This window comes from Streptomyces sp. NPDC046759, assembly GCF_040645475.1.
Classification (GTDB): Bacteria; Actinomycetota; Actinomycetes; order Streptomycetales; family Streptomycetaceae; genus Streptomyces.
Window position 1 is genome coordinate 120,651 of the sequence record NZ_JBEYYJ010000011.1, and the last position, 22,860, is coordinate 143,510.

Below are 22,860 nucleotides of genomic sequence, written 5' to 3' on the forward strand. Positions count from 1 at the left end.
ACCCGTCGAATTCCGCCGGATCCCGCCGAACGGCCTACGGCACCACCACGATCTTCCGCCCCACGCCCGCGGCGAACTGCTCCAGCGCCTGCGGGTACCGCGCCAGCGGGATCCGGTCGCTGATGAACACCCGGGGATCGAGCACCCCGTTCGCGAACAGCTCGGCGGCCCGCTCGAAGCTGTGCAGGACCGCCATGGACCCGGTGATGGTGATCTCCTGGTTGTAGATGCGGTACGGGTCGATCGTCACCCGGGTCGCGTAGTCGGCCACTCCGAACTGCAGGAACGTCCCCGCCTTCGCGACCCGCTCCAGGCCGTCCTGGATCGCCGCCGCGTTGCCGGTCGCGTCCACGACCACGTCCCAGCCCTGCGGCCGGTCCAGTTCCTCCGCGCTGCCCGCCGCGGCCGAGACGCCGAGCAGCCGGGCCGTCTCCAGGCGCGCGGGGTTCACGTCGACCACGTCGACGCTCGCCGCGCCCGTCCGCTTGGCCAGCTCCAGCATCATCAGGCCCATCGTCCCGGAGCCGTAGATCAGCACATGGGCGCCCAGGCGGGAGCGCAGGACGTCATAGCCGCGCACCGCGCACGACAGGGGCTCCACCAGGGCCGCGTCCTCGGTGCGCACGTGCTCGGGCAGCTTCACGCAGTTGGCGACGGGCGCGAGGGCGTACTGTGCCGCACCGCCGGCCGTGGTCACGCCGATCGCGGCCCACCGCTCGCACAGGTTGTTGTGGCCGCTACGGCAGTAACGGCACTCGTAGCAGTACAGGGAGGGGTCCACGGCCACCCGGTCGCCGACCGCGACCTCCGTGACCTGGGCCCCCACCTCGACCACCCGCCCCGCGAACTCGTGCCCGGGCACGATCGGCAGCTTCGGCGCGAACTCGCCCTGGAGGATGTGCAGATCGGTGCCGCACAGGCCGCAGGCGGCGACCTCGACGACGACCTCACGGGGGCCGGGTGCCGGGTCCGGGACCTCGGTGACGACGGCGCGGCCCACGGACTCGATGACGGCGGCCTTCATTTCACGGCTCCCAACGACAGGCCCTGGACCAGCTTGTCCTGGGCGGCGAACCCCGCGGCGAGCACCGGCAGGGAGATGACGAGCGACGCGGCGCACACCTTGGCCAGGAACAGGCCCTGGCTGGTGATGAAGCCGGTCAGGAAGACGGGAGCGGTCTCGGCGACCACGCCCGTGAGGACCCGGGCGAACAGCAGCTCGTTCCAGCTGAAGATGAAGCAGATCAGGGCGGTGGCGGCGATGCCGGGAAGGGCGATCGGGGCGACCACGCGGGCGAGGATCGTCGGCAGCCGCGCGCCGTCCACGCGCGCCGCCTCGATGACCGCGACCGGCACCTCGGCGAGGAAGGACTGCATCATCCACACCGCGATCGGCAGGTTCATGGCGGTGTAGAGGACCACCAGGAGCCAGATGTCGTCGAGCATCCCGGCGTTCTTGGCGAACAGGTAGATCGGGAGCAGGCCCGCCACGGCCGGCAGCATCTTCGTGGACAGGAAGAAGAACAGCACGTCCGTCCACTTCCTCACCGGCCGGATCGACAGCGCGTACGCCGCCGGCAGGGCCAGCAGCAGGACGCACAGCGTGGAGACCACCGAGGCCACCGTGGAGTTGATCAGCGCGGGCCACGGGCTCGCTCCGCCGCCGCTGCCGAAGAACTCGCGGTAGCCGTCGAGCGTCAGCGACGCGGTGAAGGACGGCGGGTTGGTCGCGGCGTCGGACTCCGAGTGGAACGACGTCAGCGCCATCCAGGCGATCGGCAGGAAGAACACGATCCCGGCGAGCCAGGCCACGAGGCCGAGCCCGTTTCTGCGTACGGCGGTCATGCGCGGGACGCCTCCTCACGGAACAGGGACGACACCACGCGCAGGGCGAAGGTCGCGATGACGATGGAGCCGATGACGACCAGGACGCCGGCGGCCGAGGCGAGGCCGTTCTCGTGGGCCTGGTAGAAGCTCTGGTAGACGGTGTAGGGGAGGTTCGCCGTTCCCAGACCTCCCGACGTGATCGTGAAGACCGCGTCGAAGTTCTGGACGATGTAGATCGAGCCGAGCAGGGCGCCGAGTTCGAGGTAGCGGCGCAGGTGCGGGAGTGTCAGGTGGCGGAAGACCTGCCAGTCGTTCGCGCCGTCGACCCGCGCGGCCTCGATCTGCTGCTGGTCGCGGCTCTGCAGCCCGGCGAGCAGGATCAGCATCATGAACGGCGTCCACTGCCACACCAGGGAGGCTTCGACCGCAAGCAGCGGGGTGTGGGAGATCCAATCGGGCTGTGGACCGCCCACATAGTGCAACAACCCATTGAGCAGGCCGTATTCGGGGTTGTAGAGCACATGTTTCCAGAGCAGTGCCGCGGCGACCGGCACCACCAGGAAGGGCGCGATGAGCAGGGTGCGTACGACGCCCCGGCCGCGGAACCTGCGGTCCAGCAGCAGGGCCAGCAGCAGCCCGAGGACCAGGCTGGCCAGCACCACCGCCACGGTGAGCAGGACGGTCGTCCACACCGAGTGGCGCAGGTCGGCGTCGGTCAGCACCTGGCGGTAGTTGTCCAGGCCGGTGAAGTGCCGGGCCCTGGGATAGAGGGCGTTCCAGTCGAAGAAGGAGATCACCAGCGTGGCCACGAACGGCAGCTGGGTCACCACGATCATGAAGAAGAGCGCGGGCAGGAGGGGTGCCCGGGTGGCCCAGGCCCGCAGCCGGGCCGGGGGCTGCCCGAGTGTGCGTGCGGGGGCGGCCGCGAGGGGAGCCGTGGTCGTCGCTGTCATCGTCCCTCGTACTCCTTGGAGATCTTCTCGGCGAGTTGCTGGGACTTCTTCAGGGCCGACTCGACGGACTGGCGTCCGGCGATGGCCGCGCTGATCTCCTGGGAGACCTTGGTGCCGAGGTCGGTGAACTCGGGGATGCCGACGAACTGGATGCCGGGTGCGGGCCGCGGCTGGACGCCCGGGTCGTCCGGGCGGGCGCTCTCGATGGCCTCCCGGGTCATCTCCTGGAAGGAGGCGGCCGACCTGCGGTAGTCGGCGTTCTCGTACGTCGACGCCCGCTTGCCCGCCGGGACGTCCGGCCAGCCGCTCGTCTCGCCGACCAGCTGCTCGTAGCCCCTGCCGGACGCCCAGGAGACGAACTTCCAGGCCTTGTCGGGGTTGCGGGAGGCCTTCTGGATGCCCCAGGCCCAGGTGTAGAGCCAGCCGGAGGACTTCGTCCGCTCCACCGGGGCAGCGGCGTAGCCGAGTTTCCCCTTGACCGGGGAGTCCTGTGCTTCCAGGAGTCCGGCCGCGGAGGTGGCGTCGTACCACATGGCGACCTTGCCCTGGGTCATGTCGTTCAGGCACTCGGCGAACCCGGACTGGGCGGCGCCCGACTCGCCGTGCGCGCGGACGAGGCCGACATAGAACTTTGTCGCCTTCTCGAACTCGGGGGAGTCGAGGTGGGCCTTCCACTTCTTGTCGAACCAGGTGCCGCCGAAGGTGTTCACGACCGTGGTCAGCGGTGCCATCAGTTCGCCCCAGCCCGGCAGGCCGCGCAGGCAGATGCCTCTCATACCGGGCCTGGCGCCGTCCGCCTTCGCGGCCAGCTCGGCGACCTGCCGCCAGGTGGGGTGGGCCGGCATGGTCAGGCCCTTCGCGGCGAACACGTCCTTGCGGTACATCAGGAAGGACGACTCGCCGTAGAAGGGCTGCCCGTAGAGCTTGCCGTCGGTGGCGGTCAGGGACTGGCGCATGGGCCCGAGGACGTCCTGTTCGTCGTACGACGGGTCCTTGGCGACGTACGAGTCCATCTCGTGCAGCCAGCCGTTGCGGGCGTAGATCGGTATCTCGTAGTTGCTCAGCGTCGCCACGTCGTACTGCCCCGCCTGGTTGGCGAAGTCCTGGCTGATCTTGTCGCGGACGTCGTTCTCCGGCAGGACCGTGAAGTTGACCTTGATGCCGGTCTCTTCGGTGAAGCGGGGGGCGAGCTTCTGCAGCTCGGTCATCTGGGGGTTGTTGACCATCAGCACGTTGATGGAGTTTCCGCCACCGGTCCCGCCCGCACCGACCCAGCAGCCGGAGAGCAGCGGGGCGAGCAGCGTCCCTGCGGCGGCTATGGCGAGTGTGACTCGCGGCCTCCGTCGGCTCTGGGTTCGCATGGATCGCTCCTGGAGATATCTGGATATAAGGGGCACTTGGTGGCGTGAGGCACCCCTCGGGGGTGCGGGCCGGGCTTTCAGACGCGGATGACCTGCGGGCCCAGCAGGGAGTAGCGGTGGGCCTCGGCGGCCGGGAGCTGGGTGCTCGTCACGATCGCCTCCAGCGCCCCGATGCCGGCGAACCGGCAGAAGCTGACCGCGCCGAACTTGGTGTGCACACCCGCGAAGACGGTGCGGCGCGCGGCCCGCATCGCCTGCGCCTTGACCTCGCTGACGGCCGGGTCGGGCGTCGTCAGACCGTGCTCGCGGGAGATGCCGTTGGCGCCGATGTAGGCGAGGTCGATGACGAAACCGGCCAGCATCTTCGTCGTCCAGTGGTCGACGGTGGCCAGCGTGCCGGCCCGGACCCGGCCGCCGAGCAGCAGCACCGAGATCCGTTCGGCCTCCGCCAGGGCGCCCGCGACCGGCAGGGACGCGGTGACCACGGTCAGCGGCCGGTCGGTCGGCAGGGCTGCGGCGATGAGCTGCGGGGTGAAGCCCTCGTCCACGAAGACCGTCTCCGCGTCCCCGAGCAGCTCCGCCGCCGCGGCCGCGATCCGGCGCTTGTCGGGCACGTGACTCGTGGCGCGGAAGGCGAGCGTCGTCTCGAAGCCGGCGCTCTCCACCGGACAGGCGCCGCCGTGCGTACGGCGCACCAGTCCGTGGTCCTCCAGGGCGCGCAGATCGCGCCGGATGGTCTCCTTGGCCACGCCCAGCTCGACGGCGAGCGCGGTGACGTCGACCGAGCCGGTGGCGCGCGCGGCCCGCACGATCTCACGCCGGCGTTCCTCCGCCGTCCCTGTGCCCATGTCGTCACCCGCTTCCCCATGGAACCGCCCGTTCGGGCCCTTGGGGGAAGTTCTACCGCCGGTGTCCGGCACTGACCAGGCTTGTTGCGGGCCCGATACCGCCCGCTTGGGCCCGGTTGCCGTGGGCGATGCCCGACGCGGACCTGCGCGTCCGTGCCCGGCGGGGTGGGAGCGGGCGGCCCGGATGCCCGAACGCGGCGGCGGGCGGGCCCGTTCGGTGCCCGCCCGCGCGCGTGAGCGACGGTTTCGCGCCGTCCTGAGCTCAGTACGGCCAGATCGGCGGGTCGTTCACGAAGTGTCCGCCGAGGTGGCTGTGCGCCGGGTTCTCCGGGTCCAGCTCGCCCTGCTCGGCGATCAGCTTCTCGGCGTACGGCTCGGAGTCGTCCCGCGGCTCGTAGCCGAGCGCCCGCGCGGTGGCCAGGTCCCACCACAGCCGGGTGTTGGCGGAGGAGCCGTAGACGACCGTGTGGCCGACGTTCTTTGCGGTCAGCGCCGCGTGGAAGAGGCGGGCGCCGTCGGCCGGGCTCATCCACACCGAGAGCATGCGCACGCTGGTCGGCTCGGGGAAGCAGGAGCCGATGCGCACGGACACGGTCTCCAGGCCGTGCTTGTCCCAGTACAGCTGGGCGAGGTCCTCGCCGAAGGCCTTGGACAGGCCGTAGAAGGTGTCGGGGCGGCGCGGGGTGTCGACCGGGATGAGCGGCTCGCCCGTGCGCGGGGCAGGGGTGAAGCCGACGGCGTGGTTGGAGGAGGCGAAGACGATCCGGGGAACACCCTCCTGGCGGGCGGCCTCGTAGAGGTTGTAGGTGCCCTCGATGTTGGACTTGAGGATCTTCCCGAAGGGGGCCTCCAGGGAGATGCCCGCGAGGTGCAGGACCGCGTCGACGCCCCGCACGGCCTCGCGCAGGGCCGCCGTGTCGGCGAGGTCGGCGGTGATCGCGCCGGGCTCGCCCTCGACGGGGCGCACGTCGAACAGGCGCAGCGTGTGGCCGTACTCCGGCAGCAGGGACCGCATCAGGGTGCCGAGGCCGCCGGCGGCGCCGGTGAGCAGAACGGTGCGGGAAGCGGGCATCCTCGGTTCTCCTTGTGGCCGGCATTCACATACGTGGACACGCTAGGAGTTTCGCCCTTCACCGTCAAGTGTGGCGCGGTGTCCCTGAATTCGCGCCGAGTGTTGCGGGTTTGCCTGCTTGACCTGCCACAAGAGGGCCCCGTAGCGTGGTCGCGTTCAGGGATATGGACGTTAATCAGAACCATGCACTGCGTGTCCCCAGGGAGAGCCCGTGACACCAGCCCCTCTCACCGAACGGCTCACCGAACGGGTGAGCGATCCGCGCGGGCCGCTCTTCTTCCCGGTCACGGCCTACGGCGCCGACGGCTCACTCGACCTCGACGTCTACCGCACCCATGTGCGCCGGGGCGTGGCCGCCGGTGCCGCCGCCGTGTTCGCCTGCTGCGGCACCGGGGAGTTCCACGCCCTGCTGCCGGAGGAGTTCGAGGTCTGCGTCCGGGCGGCCGTGGAGGCGGCGCAGGGGCGCGTCCCGGTCGTCGCAGGCGCCGGCTACGGCACCGCGCTCGCCGTCCGCTACGCGCGACTCGCCGAGCAGGCGGGCGCCGACGGACTCCTCGCCATGCCGCCGTACCTCGTGCTCGCCGGCCAGGAGGGCCTTCTGCGGCACTATCGGGAGGTCGCCGCGGCCACCGCCCTGCCGCTGATCGTCTATCAGCGCGACAACGCCGTCTTCAGCCCGCGGACGGTGGTGGAACTCGCCCGCACCGACGGCGTCATCGGCCTCAAGGACGGCCTCGGCGACCTCGACCTGATGCAGCGGATCATCAGCGCCGTACGCAGCGAGACCCCCGGCGACTTCCTGTACTTCAACGGACTGCCCACCGCCGAGCAGACCCAGCTCGCCTATCGCGCCCTCGGCGTCACCCTGTACTCCTCGGCCGTCTTCTGCTTCGCCCCCGAGATCGCCCTCGCCCACCACCGGGCCCTGGCCGCGGGCGACGGCGCGACCGTACGGCGCCTCCTGGACGGCTTCTACCGCCCGTTCGTGGAGCTCCGGGCCCAGGGCCGCGGCTACGCCGTCTCGCTCGTCAAGGCGGGCGTGCGGCTGCGCGGCCTCGACGTCGGCGGGGTCCGGCCCCCGCTGCACGAGCCGGCGGAGGAGCACGTCAAGCAACTCGCCCAGCTGATCGAGCGGGGTTACGCACTGCTGGAGGAGGACGCGTGAGCGAGCGCCGGTACGGCGGGGCGGAGGACGCGTGAAGGCGTCGGCGTTCGTCTACCCCTGGGACGTCAACGGGGACCCGGAGGCCGCCGGGCGCATGGCCGGGCTCGGCGTGGAACAGGTGACCCTCGCCGCGGCCTACCACTCCACCCGCACCCTGACCCCCCGTCACCCCCGCCACCGCATCGTCACGGCGGAGTACGCGGCCGTCCTCTACCCGCCGGGCGCCCGCTGGGCGGGGCGCGGCCTCAGGCCGTACCCCGCCGGCCGCTGGGCCCCGGGTGACGCCCACGGCGAGGCGGCGGCCTCCCTCGCCGCGGCCGGCCTGGAGGTGCACACCTGGGTGGTCCTCGCCCACAACTCCCGCCTGGGCGCCGAGCATCCGGACACCTCGGTCGTCAACGCCTACGGCGACCGCTACCCCTGGGCGCCCTGCATCGCCCAGCCCGCCACGCGCGCGTACCTGGTCGACCTGGCCGCGGAGGCCGCCGTACGGCCCGGCGCGCACGGCACCGAGCTGGAGTCCCTCGGCTGGTACGGGCTGCAGCACCTGCACGCGCACGACAAGACCTCCGGCGTCGCGCTCGGCGAGGCCGGGCAGTACCTGATGTCCCTGTGCTTCTGCCCGTCCTGCCGGACCGGTTACGGCGGACAGGGCCTCGACCCGGAGGAGTTGACGGCCCTGGTGCGGGCCGCGCTGGAGCCGCTGTGGCGGGGCGCGGCGGCCGACGAGGGTTGGCCGACGGTCGAGAAGCTGCTCGGCGAGGAGGCGGCGGCCCGCACGCGCGCGTGGCGCGACGACACCGCCGGCACCCTCCAGGAGGAGGCCGTCGCCGCCGTACGGGCCGCCGCACCGGCCGGCTTCCAGGTCCTGCTGCACGCCGATCCGGTCTCCCACCACTGCGGCGCCAACGCCGGCGTCGACCCGGCCCGCGTCCTCGCCGTGGCCGACGGGGTGGTGGTCCCGTGCGCGGGCGGTACGGCCCTGCTGGCGCCCTTCGCCGGGCAGGCCGGGGAGCGGACGGTGCTGGCCGCCAACTTCACGGTCGTCTCCGGGATGGGCGGCAGCCCCGGCACGCTCGCGGCGGACGCGGCACGCGCGCGTGCCCAGGGTGCCACGGAACTGCGGCTCTATCACGCCGGGTTGGCGTCGGACGGGGACCTCGCCGCGGTGCGCGAGGCGCTGTCCGCGCGCTGAGCCAGGCAGGCCGCCGTCCCGAGCAGCGCCAGCCCGTACAGCGGCGACAGCAGCACCGGCGAGGCGAGTTCGACCAGACCGGCGCCGACGGCCAGGCCGACGGCGCTGGGCGTGAGGACCAGCGTGCCGGCGGTGGCCGTCGCCCGGCCGAGCAGCGGGCCCGGCGTGTGCCGCTGCACGGCGGTGAACGTGGCGACGAGCACGCAGGGCAGGCCCAGACCGATCGCGGCGGCGGCCGCGAGGGCCACCGTGTCCGCCGGCACGGCCCGCGCGGCCACCGCGAACGCGGTCAGCGCGATGCCCGCCACCGCGAACCGGCGCTCGCCCAGCCGCCGCAACGCGGTCCCCGCAAGGAGCCCGGCGGTCACCGAACCGGCGCCCTGGACGGCGTAGAGCACGCCCGCGTAGGCGGGAGCACGGCCGAGGCGGTCGACGACGGCGTACAGCGTCGTGCTGCTCAGCGAGGTGAGGAGCATCGTCGTACCGCCCGCCTTGACCAGCGCGCGCAGCCCCGGCTGCCCCCACAGGTGCCGGACGCCCTCGGCGCTCTCCCGCCACCAGCCGCCGCCCGACCGCACCGGCCGCTCCTCACGCACCCGCAGCAGGGCGCACAGCGCGGCGGCGACCACGAACGTGGCCGCGTCCAGGCAGACGACGGCCGGACCGCCGAGCGCCGCGTACAGACCCGCGCCGGTCAGCGGGGCGACCAGCTTCATGCCCTCGGTGAGGGCTGTGCGCAGTCCGTTGACGTCGCCGAGGCGCTCCGCTCCGACCGCCTTGGTCACCAGCGCCGACCCGGCCGCGTCCTGTACGACGCCGGCGGCGCCGTACACCAACAGCACGGTGTACAGCAGCCACACGCCGTCCGGGGAGTCCACGGTGAACAGGATGGGCAGCAGACAGGCCAGGCCCAGGTTCAGGGCCACGAGCAGCGGTTTGCGGCGGAACCGGTCGGCGAGGGTGCCCAGCGGCGGGCCGGCCGCGGCAGGCGCCCACATGGCCAGCATGCACAGGGCGGCCAGGCCGTCGGAGCCGGTGAGGTCCTTCATCCACACACCCGAGGCGAGCCAGAGCGAAGACGTGCCGAAGCCGGACACCACCACCGCCCCGAGGTACAGCGCCGCGTCGCGGTCGCGCGGCGGGCGGAACACGGTCGAAGAGGTCGTCATGCCCGCTCATCGTGTGACTGAGGAGGGCGCGCGCGGATCGGTGGGATGCCCTATTCGCCGGGCCCGGGCCGGCGGCGGCGATCCGTCGGAACCTGCCGGTGATCCGCCTGGGGCGGGTCCGCGCCGCTGCATGCGGTCCGCCGCATGCGCTGCCTCGCCCCGATCCGGAACGGTCTCGTCCACGTCCTTCTGATGGCCCTCGTCCGGAGGCCGCACCGGCGCCGCGATGAGTTTCCGGGGACCGGCCGGTCTGCCCTTCGCAGGAGCAGTTCAACCGTGAAGGAGTGAGGCATGACCATGCTCGACCTCGGCCCGCAGACCCGGATCGTGGCGCGGCTGGCCGAGTCCGTGACCGACGAGCAGCTGACCGCTCCCACACCGTGCCCGGAGTGCGCGGTGCGGAACCTGCTGGGCCACATCCACATGCTCTCCGTCGCCTTTCGCGACGCGGCGCGCAAGGACCTCGGTACGACGACCGACACCAGCCCGAACGCCGCCGTCCCGGACATCGGCCCCGGCTGGCGCGAGGAGCTGCCCAAGGTCCTGGACGAACTGGCCGACGCCTGGCGCGATCCGGCCGCCTGGACCGGTATGACCCGCGCGGGCGGGGTGAGTCTGCCCGGCGACGTCGCCGGCGCCGTCGTCGCCGACGAACTCGTCATCCACGGCTGGGACCTGGCCCGCGCCACCGGCCAGGCCTACGACCCGGATCCGGCGGCCCTGGAGTCGGCGCTCACCTTCCTGCACGTGGCCGCCGACGACCCGAACCGCGGCGGCGGCCTCTTCGGCCCGGTCGTCCCCGTGCCGCCCGAGGCACCCCTGCTGGACCGGGCGGTGGGGCTCAGCGGGCGGGACCCCGAGTGGCGGCCTTGAAGAGGCACAGTGATCACCGCGCTTCGTGAGAACCACGCGGCCCGGACCGCCCGGTACGCCCCCGTGCCGGGCACCCGACGCCGTCGGGCACGCGACGCCGTCGGGCACGCGCCGCGCCGGACCGGGTGCGTGCCGGCTCGCTGCGACGCAGGACGGCACAGCACATCGCGACGGCTCCGGCTCCGGGCCCGGTGGACGGGCGGCAGGAGCGTCCAGGGGCCGGTGGCGCCGGCGATCGCGACGGCCCGGACGGTCGTGCCCGGCCCGGCCGGCCTGCTCCGCGGCGGGCTGTCCGCTCCGGCCACGGGCACCTGGCCGGTGCCCCGGGAGCGTCACCGGACGGCGGCGCGCGCCCCGGCGGCCCTCCCCGTGCCGCTGCCGCTCTCCGAGCGTCCTGCTCCCTCACCCGGCCCGTGTCGCGGTGAGGTCCGGCATCGGCCGGATACCGCCGGTTCCGCTTGCCGGAGTGAGCCGAAGCGGAACCCGGGCCGTCGTACTCTCCCCCCATGCCTCTCACCCTCACCGTCCTCGGCACCGCCTCCCCGCACCCGGGCCCGAGCCGGCCCTGCTCCGGATATCTGCTCTCCGGCGGGGGTGCCGAGGTATGGGTGGACGCGGGGCCCGGCACGTTCGCCGCGTTGCAGCGGTACACGGACCCCGCGCGGCTCACCGCGATCTGGATCTCCCATCTGCACGCCGACCACAGCGCCGATCTGCTCGCGGCCGCGTACGCGTTCGCCTTCGGCGGGATGACCCCGGCGGCGCCGGTCCCGGTCTACGCCCCGCAGGACTGCGCCCACCGGCTGGCCGGCTTCTTCGGGCGGGCGGACGTCGACTTCCTCAAGGGAGTCTTCGACTTCCGCACCCTGTACGACGGCCACGACGTGCGGCACTGGAACCTGCGCCTCACCGCCCGCGCCGTCGTCCACGACACCGAGGCGTACGGGCTGCGCGCCGAGTGCCAGGGGAGCGTGCTGGCCTACTCGGGGGACAGCGGACCCTGTGCCGCGCTCGGTGAACTCGCCGCGCGTGCCGACGTGTTCCTGTGCGAGGCCGACATCGACGCCCCTCGCGACGGCGAACACCCGGCGCGGGTGCATCTGACGCCCGAGGACGCGGGGCGGATCGCCCACGAGGCACGCGTGCGCGAGCTGCTCGTCACCCACGTCGGACCCACCCTCACCCGCGAGACGGCCGCCGCCCGCGCCGCCGCCGTCTCCGGCCGGCCCACGTACGCCGCCGTCGAGGGCGACACGCACACCTTCTGACCCGCCGTAGGCCCCCCCCGGGGGTCCTTTGTCAGAGGCATTGACGAAACCCGGGCTCCCTCCTACCTTCGACCGCGTCGTACTTCGTACGTCATATATGAGACGCGATACGCGAGATCTGCGAGGGCCGCATGACCTCTGTGCCCACCCCGATCCCGTCCCGCACGCAGTACGTGCTGGACGCGATCAGACACCGCATCCTGACCGGCCGGCTGACGCCGGGTCAGGCCCTCGTCGAGACGGAGCTGGCCGCGCAGTTCGGGGTGTCCAAGACCCCGGTGCGAGAGGCGCTGAAGACGCTCGCCGGAACCGGTCTCGTGGTGATGAGCCAGTACAAGGGCGTCACGGTGCGCATGGTGGACGCGGACATGGCGCGCGAGGTCTACGACGTGCGGCTGCTGCTGGAGCCCGAGGCGCTCAGAAGGTCCGTCGGGCGAGGCGCCTGTCTCGACGCCGCGCGCGACGCGCTGCACCGCGCCGACGCCGCCACCGACACCGCCGAACGGTCGCTCGCCAACCGGGACTTCCACCGCGCCCTCTACCTGCCGTGCGGCAACCCGCTGCTGGGCAGGATGCTGGACGAGGTCCGCGACCAGGCCGCGCTGGTCTCCGCGGTCGCCTGGGCCGCCGCCCCCTCCTGGGAGCGGGAGGCCGACGAGCACCGGGAGATCCTGCGGCGCGCGCTCGACGGCGACGCCGACGGCGCCGCGCGTGCCCTGCACGCGCACATCGCGTCCTTCGTCAAGCGGGCCTTCCCCCCGGACAGCCAGGACACCTCCCCCCACCGACAGGAAGGCCATCGATGAGCAGCGTGCCGTTCGAGACTCAACGGGCGGCCCTGGCCGACGTGGTGGCCATCCCGGTGACCCCCTTCGCCGCGGACGGCTCCGTCGACATCCGCACCCACCGGGACCTGCTGCGTCGCCTGCTCGACGGCGGGATCCGGACGCTGACCCCCAACGGCAACACCGGCGAGTTCTACGCCCTCACCCCCGAGGAGCGCCGGCTGGTCACCGAGTCGACCGTCGAGGAGGCCGGTGACCGCGCCGCGATCCTCATCGGGGTCGGGCACGACCTGCCCACCGCGATCGCCTCCGCCCGGCACGCCCGTGACCTCGGCGCCCGGATGGTCATGGTCCACCAGCCCGTCCACCCCTACGTCTCGGCGGCCGGCTGGGTCGACTACCACCGCGCCGTCGCCGAGTCCGTACCCGAGCTGGGCGTGGTGCCGTACGTCCGCAACGCGCAGCTGCCCGGCGCCCGGCTCGGCGAACTCGCCGGCCACTGCCCGAACGTCATCGGTGTGAAGTACGCCGTGCCGGACGCCGCACGCTTCGCGGCCTTCGCACGGGACGCGGGCCTCGACCGCTTCGTCTGGGTCGCCGGCCTCGCCGAGCCCTACGCCCCCTCCTACTTCTCGGCCGGCGCCACCGGCTTCACCTCCGGGCTCGTGAACGTCGCGCCCGCCGTCTCGCTGAACATGCTGGAAGCGCTGCGATCCGGTGACTACCCGGGCGCCATGAAGGTCTGGGAGCAGATCCGCCGTTTCGAGGAACTCCGCGCCGCCCACGGCTCCGCCGACAACGTGACCGTCGTCAAGGAGGCTCTCGCCGCGCTCGGCCTGTGCCGGCGCGACGTCCGGCCGCCGGGCAGCCCGCTGCCCGAGGAGAAGCGCGCCGAGGTCGCCGCCGTCGTTGAGGGGTGGTCGATATGAGCGGGCTGAGAAGCCACCAGTGGTACGGGACCGACGGACTGCGGTCCTTCAGCCACCGGGCCCGGACCCGGCAGCTCGGGTATCTGCCCGAGGAGCATCTGGGCAAGCCCGTGATCGCCGTGCTCAACACGTGGTCCGACATCAATCCGTGCCACGTGCATCTGCGGGACCGAGCCCAGGCCGTGAAGCGGGGGGTGTGGCAGGCCGGTGGCTTTCCGCTGGAGTTCCCGGTGTCCACCCTGAGCGAGACCTTCCAGAAGCCGACGCCGATGCTCTACCGGAATCTGCTGGCGATGGAGACGGAGGAACTGCTGCGGTCCTATCCGGTGGACGGGGCCGTCCTGATGGGCGGGTGCGACAAGTCCACGCCCGCGCTGCTGATGGGTGCGGCCAGTGCCGATCTGCCCGCCGTCTTCGTGCCTGCCGGGCCCATGTTGCCGGGGCACTGGCGGGGCGAGGTGCTCGGGTCCGGTACCGACATGTGGAAGTACTGGGACGACAAACGGGCCGGCCTCATCGGCGACTGCGAGATGGCCGAGCTGGAGAGCGGGCTCGCGCGCTCCCCGGGGCACTGCATGACCATGGGGACCGCGTCCACGCTGACCGCGGCCGCCGAGGCCCTCGGTGTGACCGTGCCGGGTGCGTCGAGCATTCCCGCCGTCGACTCCGGGCACGACCGGATGGCCGCCAGGGCCGGGATGACGGCCGTGGAACTGGTGCGGAACGATCGCAGGCTCTCGCAGATCCTCACCCGCGAGGCCTTCGAGGACGCCGTCACCACCGTGCTCGGCCTCGGCGGCTCGACCAACGCCGTGATCCATCTGGTCGCCATGGCCGGCCGCGCCGGGGTGAAGCTGACCCTGGACGACTTCGACCGCATCGCCCGGACCGTGCCCGTCCTCGCCGACGTCCGCCCCGGCGGCCGGAAGTACCTGATGGAGGACTTCCACTTCGCGGGCGGTCTGCCCGGCTTCCTGTCCCGGATCACCGACCTGCTGCACCTTGACCGGCCGACGGTGTCGCACGACAGCCTGCGCGAGCAGCTGCGGGGCGCCCGGGTGCACAACGACGACGTCATCCGCCCCCGTGACCACCCGGTCGCGCCCGAGGGCGGGGTCGCGGTCCTGCGCGGCAACCTCTGCCCGGACGGCGCCGTCATCAAGCACATCGCCGCGGAGCCGCAGCTGCTCGAGCACACCGGCCCGGCCGTCGTCTTCGACGACTACCGGACCATGCAGCGCACCATCGACGACCCCGGGCTCGGCATCACCGCCGACAGCGTGCTGGTGCTGAGGGGCTCCGGACCAAGGGGTGGCCCCGGCATGCCCGAGTACGGCATGCTGCCCATCCCCGGCCACCTGCTGAAGCAGGGCGTACGGGACATGGTCCGGATCTCCGACGCCCGGATGAGCGGCACGAGTTACGGCACCTGTGTGCTGCACGTGGCCCCGGAGTCGTACGTCGGCGGCCCCCTGGCGCTGGTGCGCACGGGGGACCTCATCACCCTGGACGTCGAGGCCCGCAGTCTGCATCTGCACGTGGGCGACGCGGAGTTGGAGCGCCGGCGTGCCGCGTGGACCCCGCCGCCCGCCCGTTACGAGCGCGGTTACGGCGTCCTCTACAACGGGCAGATCACCCAGGCCGACACCGGCTGCGACTTCGAGTTCCTGGCCCGGCCGGGCCAGGTGCCGGACCCGTACGCCGGCTGATCCGCGCATCGAGAGAGGCGAAGCCGGTCAGTTCAGACTCCACAGCGCGTACGCGGCAAGCAGCATGACCGAGCCCGTGAACGCCAGCAACGCACCCAGGAACCGCAGCCGGCCGACGGACGCGAAGAACGTGGGCGACCCGCCGGGCCGCCCCGTGGCCGTCCACGTCTCCTCGTTCCTGCGCCGGATCCGCTCGGACCTGTGAGTGGTGATTCCGCGCACGTCGAATGCCCAGTTCACCCCGCACCACAGGGCCACCAGGCCGCCCACGGTGATGACGACGAGAAACACCGGTGACGGCCCGTGGGCCGCCGCGGCGAAGTCCTGCATGTGTGTGATGTTCCTTGTCCGTGAAGGTCCGACACCGCCCGTGCGGGCTGCTCGACCCTAGGAGCACGAAGTCAAGCGAACCCCATGCCGGGGCCATGCGCGGGCAATGCCCCGGGAGTGAGAAAGCGTGTATCGATCGGGTAACAGGGGTCGCCCTAGCGGGTGTTATGCGCGTAGACAGTCTCTGACCTGGTACATCACTCTCATCCACCAGATCCGGAGAACCCATGCGGAAGTCCCACAGAATCGCAGCCGCCGGTGCCGCCTGTGCCCTCGCCGGCGCTGCGCTGTACGGCGCGGGCGTGGCCGCCGCCGGTCAGTCCACGGCGAACTCCACCCACGAGCCCTACAACATCGGGCAGTTGATGAAGGACATCGACACCTACTACGGCACGGCCGCCGACAGCAACGGCGTCTACCAGGCGTCCCCGGACAGCCCGTACGCCAAGGACCTGGCGCAGATCGACGCCGACGCCAGGCGTTACATCGACAAGGCGGCCCGCAAGGCGCACCGCCACGGCGAGAAGCCGGCGGTCGTCTTCGACATCGACGACACGCTGCTGCTCAGCCTCGACTACGAGAAGCGCTACAACTACACGTACAACTCCACCACGTGGAACGACTACGTGAACCGCGCCGACCGCCCGGCCGTCTTCGGCAGCCCCGAGCTGGTCCGTTACGCCGCGTCCCGGGGCGTCGAGGTCTTCTACAACTCCGGTCTGAGCGAGGCGCTGCGCGCCGCGGCGGTCGCGAACCTGAAGAAGGTCGGCGCCGACGTGAACCTCGACACCGACCACATGTTCCTCAAGGACGCTTCCAACCCGCCGGCCTACCTGAGCGGCTGCGCCACCCCGGGCACCTGGAAGTGCACCACCGTGCAGTACAAGTCCGGGACGCGGAAGCACATCGAGGACGACCTCGGGTACCGGGTCATCGCCGACTTCGGCGACCAGTACTCGGACCTCGACGGCGGCTACGCCGGCCGCACCTACAAGCTGCCGAACCCGACCTACTTCGTCTCCTGACGACCCGGCAGTCCACCCGTAGGTCCTGAGCAGGCGCTCGCACCGGGCCCCCGTCAGCTGCGCTCCGTGCCGTGGCGTGGCGGGGGTCTGTCGTCGCAGGGGGCACGGCACCCGCCGCCGGACCGCTCTGCGCCCACCGAAGTCGATTCCGTAACACAAAGAACACCTGAAACGCCTTCGACAAGGGGAACAATCCAGCCAGCATCCGCAGCCGATCATCACAAGACGAGGAGTGGGCCCATGTCAGTGGACCGGTACTTCAGGATCTCCGAGCGGGGATCCACGATCGGCCGGGAGATACGCGGCGGCTTCGCCACGTTCTTCACCATGGCCTACATCCTTGTCCTGAACCCGATCATCCTGGGCAGCGCCAAGGACAAGTACGGACACGCGCTCGACACCGGCCAACTCGTCACCGCCACCGCCCTGGTGGCGTGCGTGATGACGATCGTCATGGGCGTCGGCGGCAACCTCCCGCTCGCCATCGCCGCCGGTCTCGGCCTCAACGCCGTCGTCGCCTTCCAGCTGGCGCCGCTGATGAGCTGGCCCGACGCGATGGGCCTGGTGGTCCTGGAGGGCCTGGTCATCTGTCTGCTGGTCCTCACCGGACTCCGGGAGGCCATCATGAACGCCATCCCGCAGCAGCTGAAGCAGGCCATCGGCGTCGGCATCGGCCTGTTCATCGCCTTCATCGGCTTCGTCGACGCCGGCTTCGTCAGCCGCATCCCCGACGCCGCGCACACCACCGTGCCCGTCCAGCTGGGCGCCGTCGGACGGCTCACCGGCTGGCCCGTGCTCGTCTTCTGTCTCGGCGTGCTGCTGACCGTCGCGCTGCTCGCCCGGAAGGTGAAGGGCGCGATCCTCATCAGCATCGTGACGATGACCGTCGTCGCGATCGTCATCAACGCCGTGGCCGACATCAAGAGCTGGGGCCTGACGACGCCCACGGTCCCCGACAAGATCGTCGCCGCCCCGGACTTCGGGCTCATCGGCCACTTCAGCCTGTTCGGCGGCTTCGCCAAAGCAGGCGTCCTCACCGCCGTGCTGCTCGTCTTCACCCTCATCCTGTCGGACTTCTTCGACGCCATGGGCACGATCGTCGGCATCAGCGCGGAGGCCGGACTGCTGGACGAGAGGGGGCAGGTGCCTGGCATCGGCCGGGTGCTGTTCATCGACGGCGCCGCGGCCGTCGCCGGCGGTCTCGGCTCCGCCTCCTCCAACACCGCCTACATCGAGTCGGCGGCCGGCGTCGGCGAGGGCGCCCGCACCGGCCTCGCCAACCTCGTCACCGGCGGCCTGTTCGGGCTCGCCCTCTTCCTCGCCCCCCTGCTCACCATCGTCCCGCTGCAGGCGGCGGCGCCCGCGCTGATCGCGGTGGGCTTCCTGATGATGACGCACGTCAAGCACATCGACTGGGACCGGTACGAGATCGCCGTCCCGGCGTTCCTCACCATCGCAGCGATGCCGTTCACGTACTCCATCACCGACGGCATCGGTGCGGGCTTCCTGTCCTACGTCGTCATCAAGACGGTGCTGGGGAAGGCACGGGAGGTCAACTGGCTGTTGTGGGCCGTGTCGGTCCTGTTCCTCGTGTACTTCGCGATCGACCCGATCGAGCAGGTTCTCGGGGTGAAGTGAGGGACGCCCTGACGGGCGGACGCCCCTGACGGGCGGACGCCCCTGACGGGCGGACGCCCCTGACGGGCGGACGCCCCTGACGGGCGGACGCCCCTGACGGGCGGACGCCCCTTGGGTGCGCCCTACTTCAGCGCCGCCTGCATCATCGCCTTCGCCACCGGCGCCGCGAGACCGTTGCCGCTGACCTCCGACCGAGCCGCGTCCGACTGCTCGATCATCACGGCGACAGCCACCTCCTTGCCGTTGGTGTCGGACTTGGCGAAGGACGTGAACCAGGCGTACGGCGTCTTGCTGTTGTTCTCGCCGTGCTGGGCGGTGCCGGTCTTGCCGCCGACGGTGGCGCCGTAGATCAGGGCGTTCGTGCCGGTGCCGTCCTTGACCACCGTCTCCATCGCCGACTGCAGCTGTTCGGCGGTGGAGGAGCTGACGATCTCCTTGCTGTCCGCGCTGTCGTCGTAGTTCTGCAAGACATCACCGCCGCTGTCGGTGATCTGCGACACCATGTGCGGCGAGACCAGCTTGCCGCCGTTGGCTATGGCCGCAGACACCATGGCCATCTGCAGCGGGGTCGCGGTGACGTCGAACTGGCCGATGCCGGAATACGCGGTCTGCGGCTGGTCCATGCCGGAGGGGTACACGCTGGCGTAGGCCCGCACCGGGACGTCCCGGTTGTCGTCGTTGAAGCCGAACTTCTCGGCCATGGCCCTCACCTTGTCCTGGCCGAGCTGGACGGCCATGTGCCCGAAGACGTTGTTGCAGGAGTACTGCAGGGCCTTGCGGATCGAGGCGTTCTTGCACGGCGCCGACTTGTTCTCGTTCACCAGCACGTGCGTCGTGCCCGGCGGGGTGTAGGGGTCCGGGCTGTCGGTCGGGTCGTCCACGTTCTTGTACAGCCCGTCCTCCAGCGCGGCCGCCGCCACGACCAGTTTGAAGGTCGAGCCCGGCGGCAGCGGCTGGCGCAGCGCCCGGTTGGTGAGCGGCTTGTCCTTGTCCGCGTTGAGCTGCTTCCAGGCGGACCCGGCCGTATTGGCATCGGTCAGCGCGGAGGGGTCGTACGACGGTGTGGACACCACCGCGAGGATCCTGCCGGTCTTCGGGTCGATCGCGACGGCCCCGCCCTTCTTGTCGCCGAGCGCGCGATAGGCCGCCTTCTGCACGTCCGGGTCGATCGTGGTGAGCACGTCACCCGGCTCGGCCCGCTCGCCGGTGAGCGTGTCCATCACGGTCTTCAGCCGGTTGTCCGTGCCGTTCAGCAGCTCGGTGTAGATGCCTTCCAGCTGGGTCGGGGCGTAGGCCTGCGAGGCGTAGCCCGTCACCGCGGCGTAGAGCCTGCCGTCCGTGTACGTCCGCTTGTAGGCGAGGTCGCTTCCTTTCGTCCGTGCCGAGCCGGTGACCGCCTTGCCGGCCACGACGATGTTCCCGAGCGGCCGCGAGTAGGTCCGTATCGCGTTCCGCCGGTTGTCGTTGTCGTCCGCGAGGGCCTTGCCGTCGTAGAACTGCACCCATGTCGCCCTGATCAGCAGAGCGAGCACGAGCAGCAGCGCGAAGACGGACGCCCGCCTGATCGTCTTGTTCATCCCGCTCGGAAGACGACCGGGACGGGGCCGAGCGTTCCCGTACGCCCTGTTTTCTCATCCCGCGCTCAGGAAACCGGTCCCGTACGCGGCTAGCCCTGCGGCCCTGCGGCCCCTGCGGTCCGCCTCCGCCGTACGGGGGAGGGGCTCAGCCCTCCAGGACGAGCACGACCTCGTCGATCTCCCGGCCCCGCCCGGTGGCGTACCCCCGGGCCCGGGCCGTCTCGCGGAACCCGCACTTCTCCAGCACGCGCAGCGACGCGCCGTTGTCGGCCGCCGCGCGCGCGTACAGCGGCCGTTCGGCGACCTCGGCGAGCAGGGCCCGCAGCGCGGCCGTCGCCACACCCCGGCCCCAGTAGGCGCGGTCGACCCAGTACGTCACCTCGCGCTCGCCGGCCGTTCCGTAGACCGCGGCGTTGCCCGCCACGGCCCCGTCGGCCAGCACGGTGCGCAGCACGTCGGAGGTGTCCCGCAGCAGCCGCCAGTGGGTCGCGAAGGCCTCCCGGTCGCAGGGATCCTTGGGGCCGAAGGCGGCCATCCGGACGGCCTCCGGGTCGGTCATCTGCCGGAAGAACACCGGCAGGTCGCCGTCCTCCACGGGGCGCAGCGCGATCTCCATGGGATCCGAGCCTACGACGGCGACGCGCACCGAGCACACGATCTGCCGGTGTCAGAGCCTGCGCGTCGCCAGCGTCAGCCGGTCGCGCGCGTCGAACAGCGCGTCCTTGATCATCTGCTCGTGGGCGGGGGTCAGCCGGGCCACCGGCACCGAGCAGCTGATCGCGTCCCGGGCCGGGGTGCGGTACGGGATGGCCACGCCGAAGCAGCGCAGCCCCAGCGTGTTCTCCTCGCGGTCGACGGCGAGGCCCTGCTCCCGCACCTGGTGCAGCTCCTCGATGAGCTTCTCCCGGTCGGTGAGGGTGTGTTCGGTGAGCGCGGGCAGGGTCTCCGGCAGCAGCTTGCGGACCTGCTCGTCGGTGTACGTGGCGAGGATCGCCTTGCCGAGGGAGGTCGAGTGGGCGGGCAGCCGGCGCCCGACCCGGGTGAAGGGGCGCAGGTAGTGCTGGGACTGGCGGGTGGCCAGGTAGACGACGTTGGTGCCGTCGAGCCGGGCCAGGTGGATGGTCTCCGTGGTGTCGTCGGAGAGCCGGTCCAGGGTCGGGCGGGCGGCCGCCACCACCTCGTCGCCGTCGATGTACGACGTGCCGACGAGCAGCGCCCGCACCCCGATGCCGTACCGCGTGCCGGTCGCGTCCGTCTCCACCCAGCCCAGCTCCACGAGCGTGCGCAGCAGCATGTACAGGCTGGACTTGGGGTAACCCACCGCCTCCTGTACGGCCGCGAGGGAGTGCATACCGGGCTTTCCGGCGAAGTACTCGAGCAGTTCGACCGTTCGCACCGCGGACTTGACCTGCGCCCCGCCGCCTGTCTCGGCTGCCGACATCGCCCTTGACCCCTTCGTTGGACGCCAAATAGTCTCCGACAGCATATTCATCATCAGAGACGGTGTTCAGTATATCGAACGCCCCTGAGGGATGAGCCAGTACTGCGGCATGACATCTGGAGGGAACCCGCGGTGGCAGCAGCACCAGTCTGGAGTGTCGACCCGCGCACCGGGAAGCAGCGTGAACAGGTTGCGGCGGAGGCCACGGCCGAGGAGGTGGGCAGGGCGGTCGGGGCGGCCCACGCCGCGCGCGGCGCCCTCGCCGACCGCGCGGTCCGCTCCGCCTTCCTGCGCACGGCCGCGGCAGGCCTGGAGGCGGCGAAGGACGGCCTGGTCGAGACCGCCGACGCCGAGACCGCCCTCGGACCGGTCCGGCTGACCGGCGAACTCGCCCGGACCGCCTATCAGCTGCGGGCCTTCGCCGACATCGTCGACGAGGGCGCCTTCCTCGACGTCATCGTCAACCATCCCGACGACACCGCGACCCCGCCGATCCCGGACCTGCGCCGCTACAAGGTCCCGCTCGGGGTCGTCGCCGTGTACTCCGCGTCCAACTTCCCCTTCGCCTTCTCCGTCGCCGGCGGCGACACCGCGAGCGCGCTGGCCGCGGGCTGCCCGGTCGTGGTCAAGGCCCACCCCGACCACCCGGCCCTGTCGGAGCTGGTCGCCGAGGTACTGCGCCGGGCCGCCGCCGAGCACGACATCCCGGAGGACGTCGTCGGACTCGTGCACGGCTTCGAGGCGGGCGTCGAGCTGATCAAGCACCCGCTGGTGGCCGCCGCCGGGTTCACCGGTTCGGTACGGGGCGGGCGGGCCCTGTTCGACGCGGCCGCCGCGCGCCCGGTGCCGATCCCGTTCCACGGTGAGCTGGGCTCGCTCAACCCCGTCCTCGTGACCGAGGCCGCCGCCGCCGAGCGGGCCGACGAGATCGGCGCCGGGCTCGCCGGGTCGATGACGATGGGCGTCGGGCAGTTCTGCGTGAAGCCCGGGCTCGTGCTGGTTCCGTCCGGCGCGGCGGGTGACGGGCTGGTCAAGGCCCTGACGGACGCGGTCGGCGACACCGAGGCGGGGGTGCTGCTCGACCACCGGATGCGGGACGACTTCGTCGCCGGGGTACGCGAACGCGCCGGCCTGGAGGGTGTGGAGTCGCCGGTCATGCCCGGCGCGGGCGGCGAGCACACGGTCAGCGCCGGATTCCTCACCGTGCCGGCGCAGCGGCTGGCCCAGGAGGGGGCGTACGACCTGCTGCTCGAGGAGTGCTTCGGGCCGGTCACCGTGGTGGTCCGGTACGACGACGAGGCGGAGGCCGCGTCGGTGCTGTCCCGGCTGCCGGGGAACCTCACCGCCACCGTCCAGCTGTCCTCGGCGGAGGCCGCCGGAGACGGGCGCGGGGCCGAGATCCTCGCCGAGCTGACTCCGCTGGCCGGGCGGGTGCTGGTGAACGGGTGGCCGACGGGCGTCGCGGTCGCGCCGGCCCAGCACCACGGCGGGCCCTACCCCGCGACGACGTCGACCTCCACGTCCGTGGGCGGCACGGCCATCGAGCGCTGGCTGCGGCCGGTCGTCTACCAGAACGCGCCCCAGGCACTGCTCCCCGTCGAGCTGCAGGACGACAACCCGCTCGGGCTGCCCCGCCGGTTCAACGGACTCCTCGAACGCTGAACGCGCGTTCGCGGGACGACCGAGCTGAGACAC

General features: G+C 71.8%; 21 protein-coding genes. 10 read left to right on the forward strand and 11 right to left on the reverse strand.

Going from position 1 to position 22,860, the window contains the following annotated elements; all coding sequences use genetic code 11:
* Window positions 1-34: 34 nt before the first annotated feature.
* From ABZ919_RS17315 to ABZ919_RS17340, 6 genes are all read right to left on the reverse strand, one after another.
* Window positions 35-1,024: a zinc-dependent alcohol dehydrogenase family protein gene (locus ABZ919_RS17315; RefSeq protein WP_361248217.1), complete on the reverse strand. Its 990-nt coding sequence runs from the start codon at window positions 1,022-1,024 to the stop codon at window positions 35-37.
* Entirely contained in the window at window positions 1,021-1,845 is an 825-nt protein-coding gene (locus tag ABZ919_RS17320; protein ID WP_361248218.1) for a carbohydrate ABC transporter permease, read from the reverse strand. Before ABZ919_RS17320 ends, ABZ919_RS17315 begins: the two co-directional genes overlap by 4 nt.
* A complete protein-coding gene (locus ABZ919_RS17325; protein ID WP_361248219.1) occupies window positions 1,842-2,780 on the reverse strand; it encodes a sugar ABC transporter permease in 939 nt (312 codons plus the stop codon). The genes ABZ919_RS17320 and ABZ919_RS17325 overlap by 4 nt, the downstream gene beginning before the upstream one ends.
* On the reverse strand, window positions 2,777-4,141 hold the full coding sequence (locus ABZ919_RS17330) for a sugar ABC transporter substrate-binding protein (protein ID WP_361248221.1): 1,365 nt from the start codon (window positions 4,139-4,141) through the stop codon (window positions 2,777-2,779). The genes ABZ919_RS17325 and ABZ919_RS17330 overlap by 4 nt, the downstream gene beginning before the upstream one ends.
* A gap of 77 nt (window positions 4,142-4,218) precedes the next feature.
* Window positions 4,219-4,989 (reverse strand): DeoR/GlpR family DNA-binding transcription regulator, encoded by a 771-nt coding sequence (locus tag ABZ919_RS17335; RefSeq protein WP_361248222.1) that lies wholly within the window; start codon window positions 4,987-4,989, stop codon window positions 4,219-4,221.
* Window positions 4,990-5,251: 262 nt separating this feature from the next.
* Entirely contained in the window at window positions 5,252-6,061 is an 810-nt protein-coding gene (locus ABZ919_RS17340; RefSeq protein WP_361248224.1) for an NAD(P)-dependent oxidoreductase, read from the reverse strand.
* A 211-nt stretch (window positions 6,062-6,272) separates the two neighbouring features.
* Between ABZ919_RS17340 and ABZ919_RS17345 the strand changes: the two genes are divergently transcribed.
* The gene (locus ABZ919_RS17345; RefSeq protein ID WP_361248226.1) at window positions 6,273-7,226 is read left to right on the forward strand and encodes a 5-dehydro-4-deoxyglucarate dehydratase; all 954 of its coding nucleotides are present in this window, start codon (window positions 6,273-6,275) and stop codon (window positions 7,224-7,226) included.
* Between the two features lie 31 nt (window positions 7,227-7,257).
* Window positions 7,258-8,421, forward strand: a complete 1,164-nt coding sequence (locus ABZ919_RS17350; protein WP_361248228.1) for a hypothetical protein — start codon at window positions 7,258-7,260, stop codon at window positions 8,419-8,421.
* Here ABZ919_RS17350 and ABZ919_RS17355 read toward each other — a convergent pair.
* Entirely contained in the window at window positions 8,358-9,590 is a 1,233-nt protein-coding gene (locus ABZ919_RS17355; protein WP_361248230.1) for an MFS transporter, read from the reverse strand. The two genes, ABZ919_RS17350 and ABZ919_RS17355, sit on opposite strands and share 64 nt — an antisense overlap.
* Window positions 9,591-9,881: 291 nt before the next feature.
* On the opposite strand from ABZ919_RS17355, the gene ABZ919_RS17360 reads away from it, so the two are divergent.
* The 5 genes from ABZ919_RS17360 (at window position 9,882) to araD (ending at window position 15,154) form a co-directional block, all read left to right on the forward strand.
* Window positions 9,882-10,463, forward strand: a complete 582-nt coding sequence (locus ABZ919_RS17360; RefSeq protein ID WP_361248231.1) for a TIGR03086 family metal-binding protein — start codon at window positions 9,882-9,884, stop codon at window positions 10,461-10,463.
* A 506-nt stretch (window positions 10,464-10,969) separates the two neighbouring features.
* Complete coding sequence (locus tag ABZ919_RS17365; RefSeq protein WP_361248233.1) at window positions 10,970-11,731, forward strand: MBL fold metallo-hydrolase; 762 nt, start codon at window positions 10,970-10,972, stop codon at window positions 11,729-11,731.
* Between the two features lie 131 nt (window positions 11,732-11,862).
* Window positions 11,863-12,537: a GntR family transcriptional regulator gene (locus tag ABZ919_RS17370; RefSeq protein WP_361248234.1), complete on the forward strand. Its 675-nt coding sequence runs from the start codon at window positions 11,863-11,865 to the stop codon at window positions 12,535-12,537.
* Window positions 12,534-13,445: a dihydrodipicolinate synthase family protein gene (locus ABZ919_RS17375; protein WP_361248236.1), complete on the forward strand. Its 912-nt coding sequence runs from the start codon at window positions 12,534-12,536 to the stop codon at window positions 13,443-13,445. Before ABZ919_RS17370 ends, ABZ919_RS17375 begins: the two co-directional genes overlap by 4 nt.
* Entirely contained in the window at window positions 13,442-15,154 is a 1,713-nt protein-coding gene (gene araD / locus ABZ919_RS17380; protein WP_361248238.1) for an L-arabinonate dehydratase, read from the forward strand. The genes ABZ919_RS17375 and araD overlap by 4 nt, the downstream gene beginning before the upstream one ends.
* 27 nt (window positions 15,155-15,181) lie before the next feature.
* Here the strand turns inward: araD and ABZ919_RS17385 are convergent, their stop codons facing one another.
* The gene (locus tag ABZ919_RS17385) at window positions 15,182-15,484 is read right to left on the reverse strand and encodes a hypothetical protein (protein WP_361248240.1); all 303 of its coding nucleotides are present in this window, start codon (window positions 15,482-15,484) and stop codon (window positions 15,182-15,184) included.
* 227 nt (window positions 15,485-15,711) lie between these two features.
* On the opposite strand from ABZ919_RS17385, the gene ABZ919_RS17390 reads away from it, so the two are divergent.
* Both ABZ919_RS17390 and ABZ919_RS17395 read left to right on the forward strand, forming a co-directional pair.
* A complete protein-coding gene (locus tag ABZ919_RS17390) occupies window positions 15,712-16,509 on the forward strand; it encodes an HAD family acid phosphatase (protein WP_361248242.1) in 798 nt (265 codons plus the stop codon).
* Between the two features lie 240 nt (window positions 16,510-16,749).
* Entirely contained in the window at window positions 16,750-18,147 is a 1,398-nt protein-coding gene (locus ABZ919_RS17395) for an NCS2 family permease (protein ID WP_361248244.1), read from the forward strand.
* Window positions 18,148-18,269: 122 nt separating this feature from the next.
* Here ABZ919_RS17395 and ABZ919_RS17400 read toward each other — a convergent pair whose 3' ends face one another.
* The 3 genes from ABZ919_RS17400 to ABZ919_RS17410 form a co-directional block, all read right to left on the reverse strand.
* Window positions 18,270-19,724 (reverse strand): penicillin-binding transpeptidase domain-containing protein, encoded by a 1,455-nt coding sequence (locus ABZ919_RS17400; protein WP_361248245.1) that lies wholly within the window; start codon window positions 19,722-19,724, stop codon window positions 18,270-18,272.
* Window positions 19,725-19,869: 145 nt separating this feature from the next.
* Complete coding sequence (locus ABZ919_RS17405) at window positions 19,870-20,340, reverse strand: GNAT family N-acetyltransferase (protein WP_361248246.1); 471 nt, start codon at window positions 20,338-20,340, stop codon at window positions 19,870-19,872.
* A gap of 51 nt (window positions 20,341-20,391) precedes the next feature.
* Window positions 20,392-21,165, reverse strand: coding sequence for an IclR family transcriptional regulator (locus tag ABZ919_RS17410; RefSeq protein ID WP_361248248.1), 774 nt, complete (start codon window positions 21,163-21,165; stop codon window positions 20,392-20,394).
* Between the two features lie 132 nt (window positions 21,166-21,297).
* On the opposite strand from ABZ919_RS17410, the gene ABZ919_RS17415 reads away from it, so the two are divergent.
* The gene (locus ABZ919_RS17415) at window positions 21,298-22,827 is read left to right on the forward strand and encodes an aldehyde dehydrogenase (NADP(+)) (RefSeq protein ID WP_361248250.1); all 1,530 of its coding nucleotides are present in this window, start codon (window positions 21,298-21,300) and stop codon (window positions 22,825-22,827) included.
* Window positions 22,828-22,860: the final 33 nt, after the last annotated feature.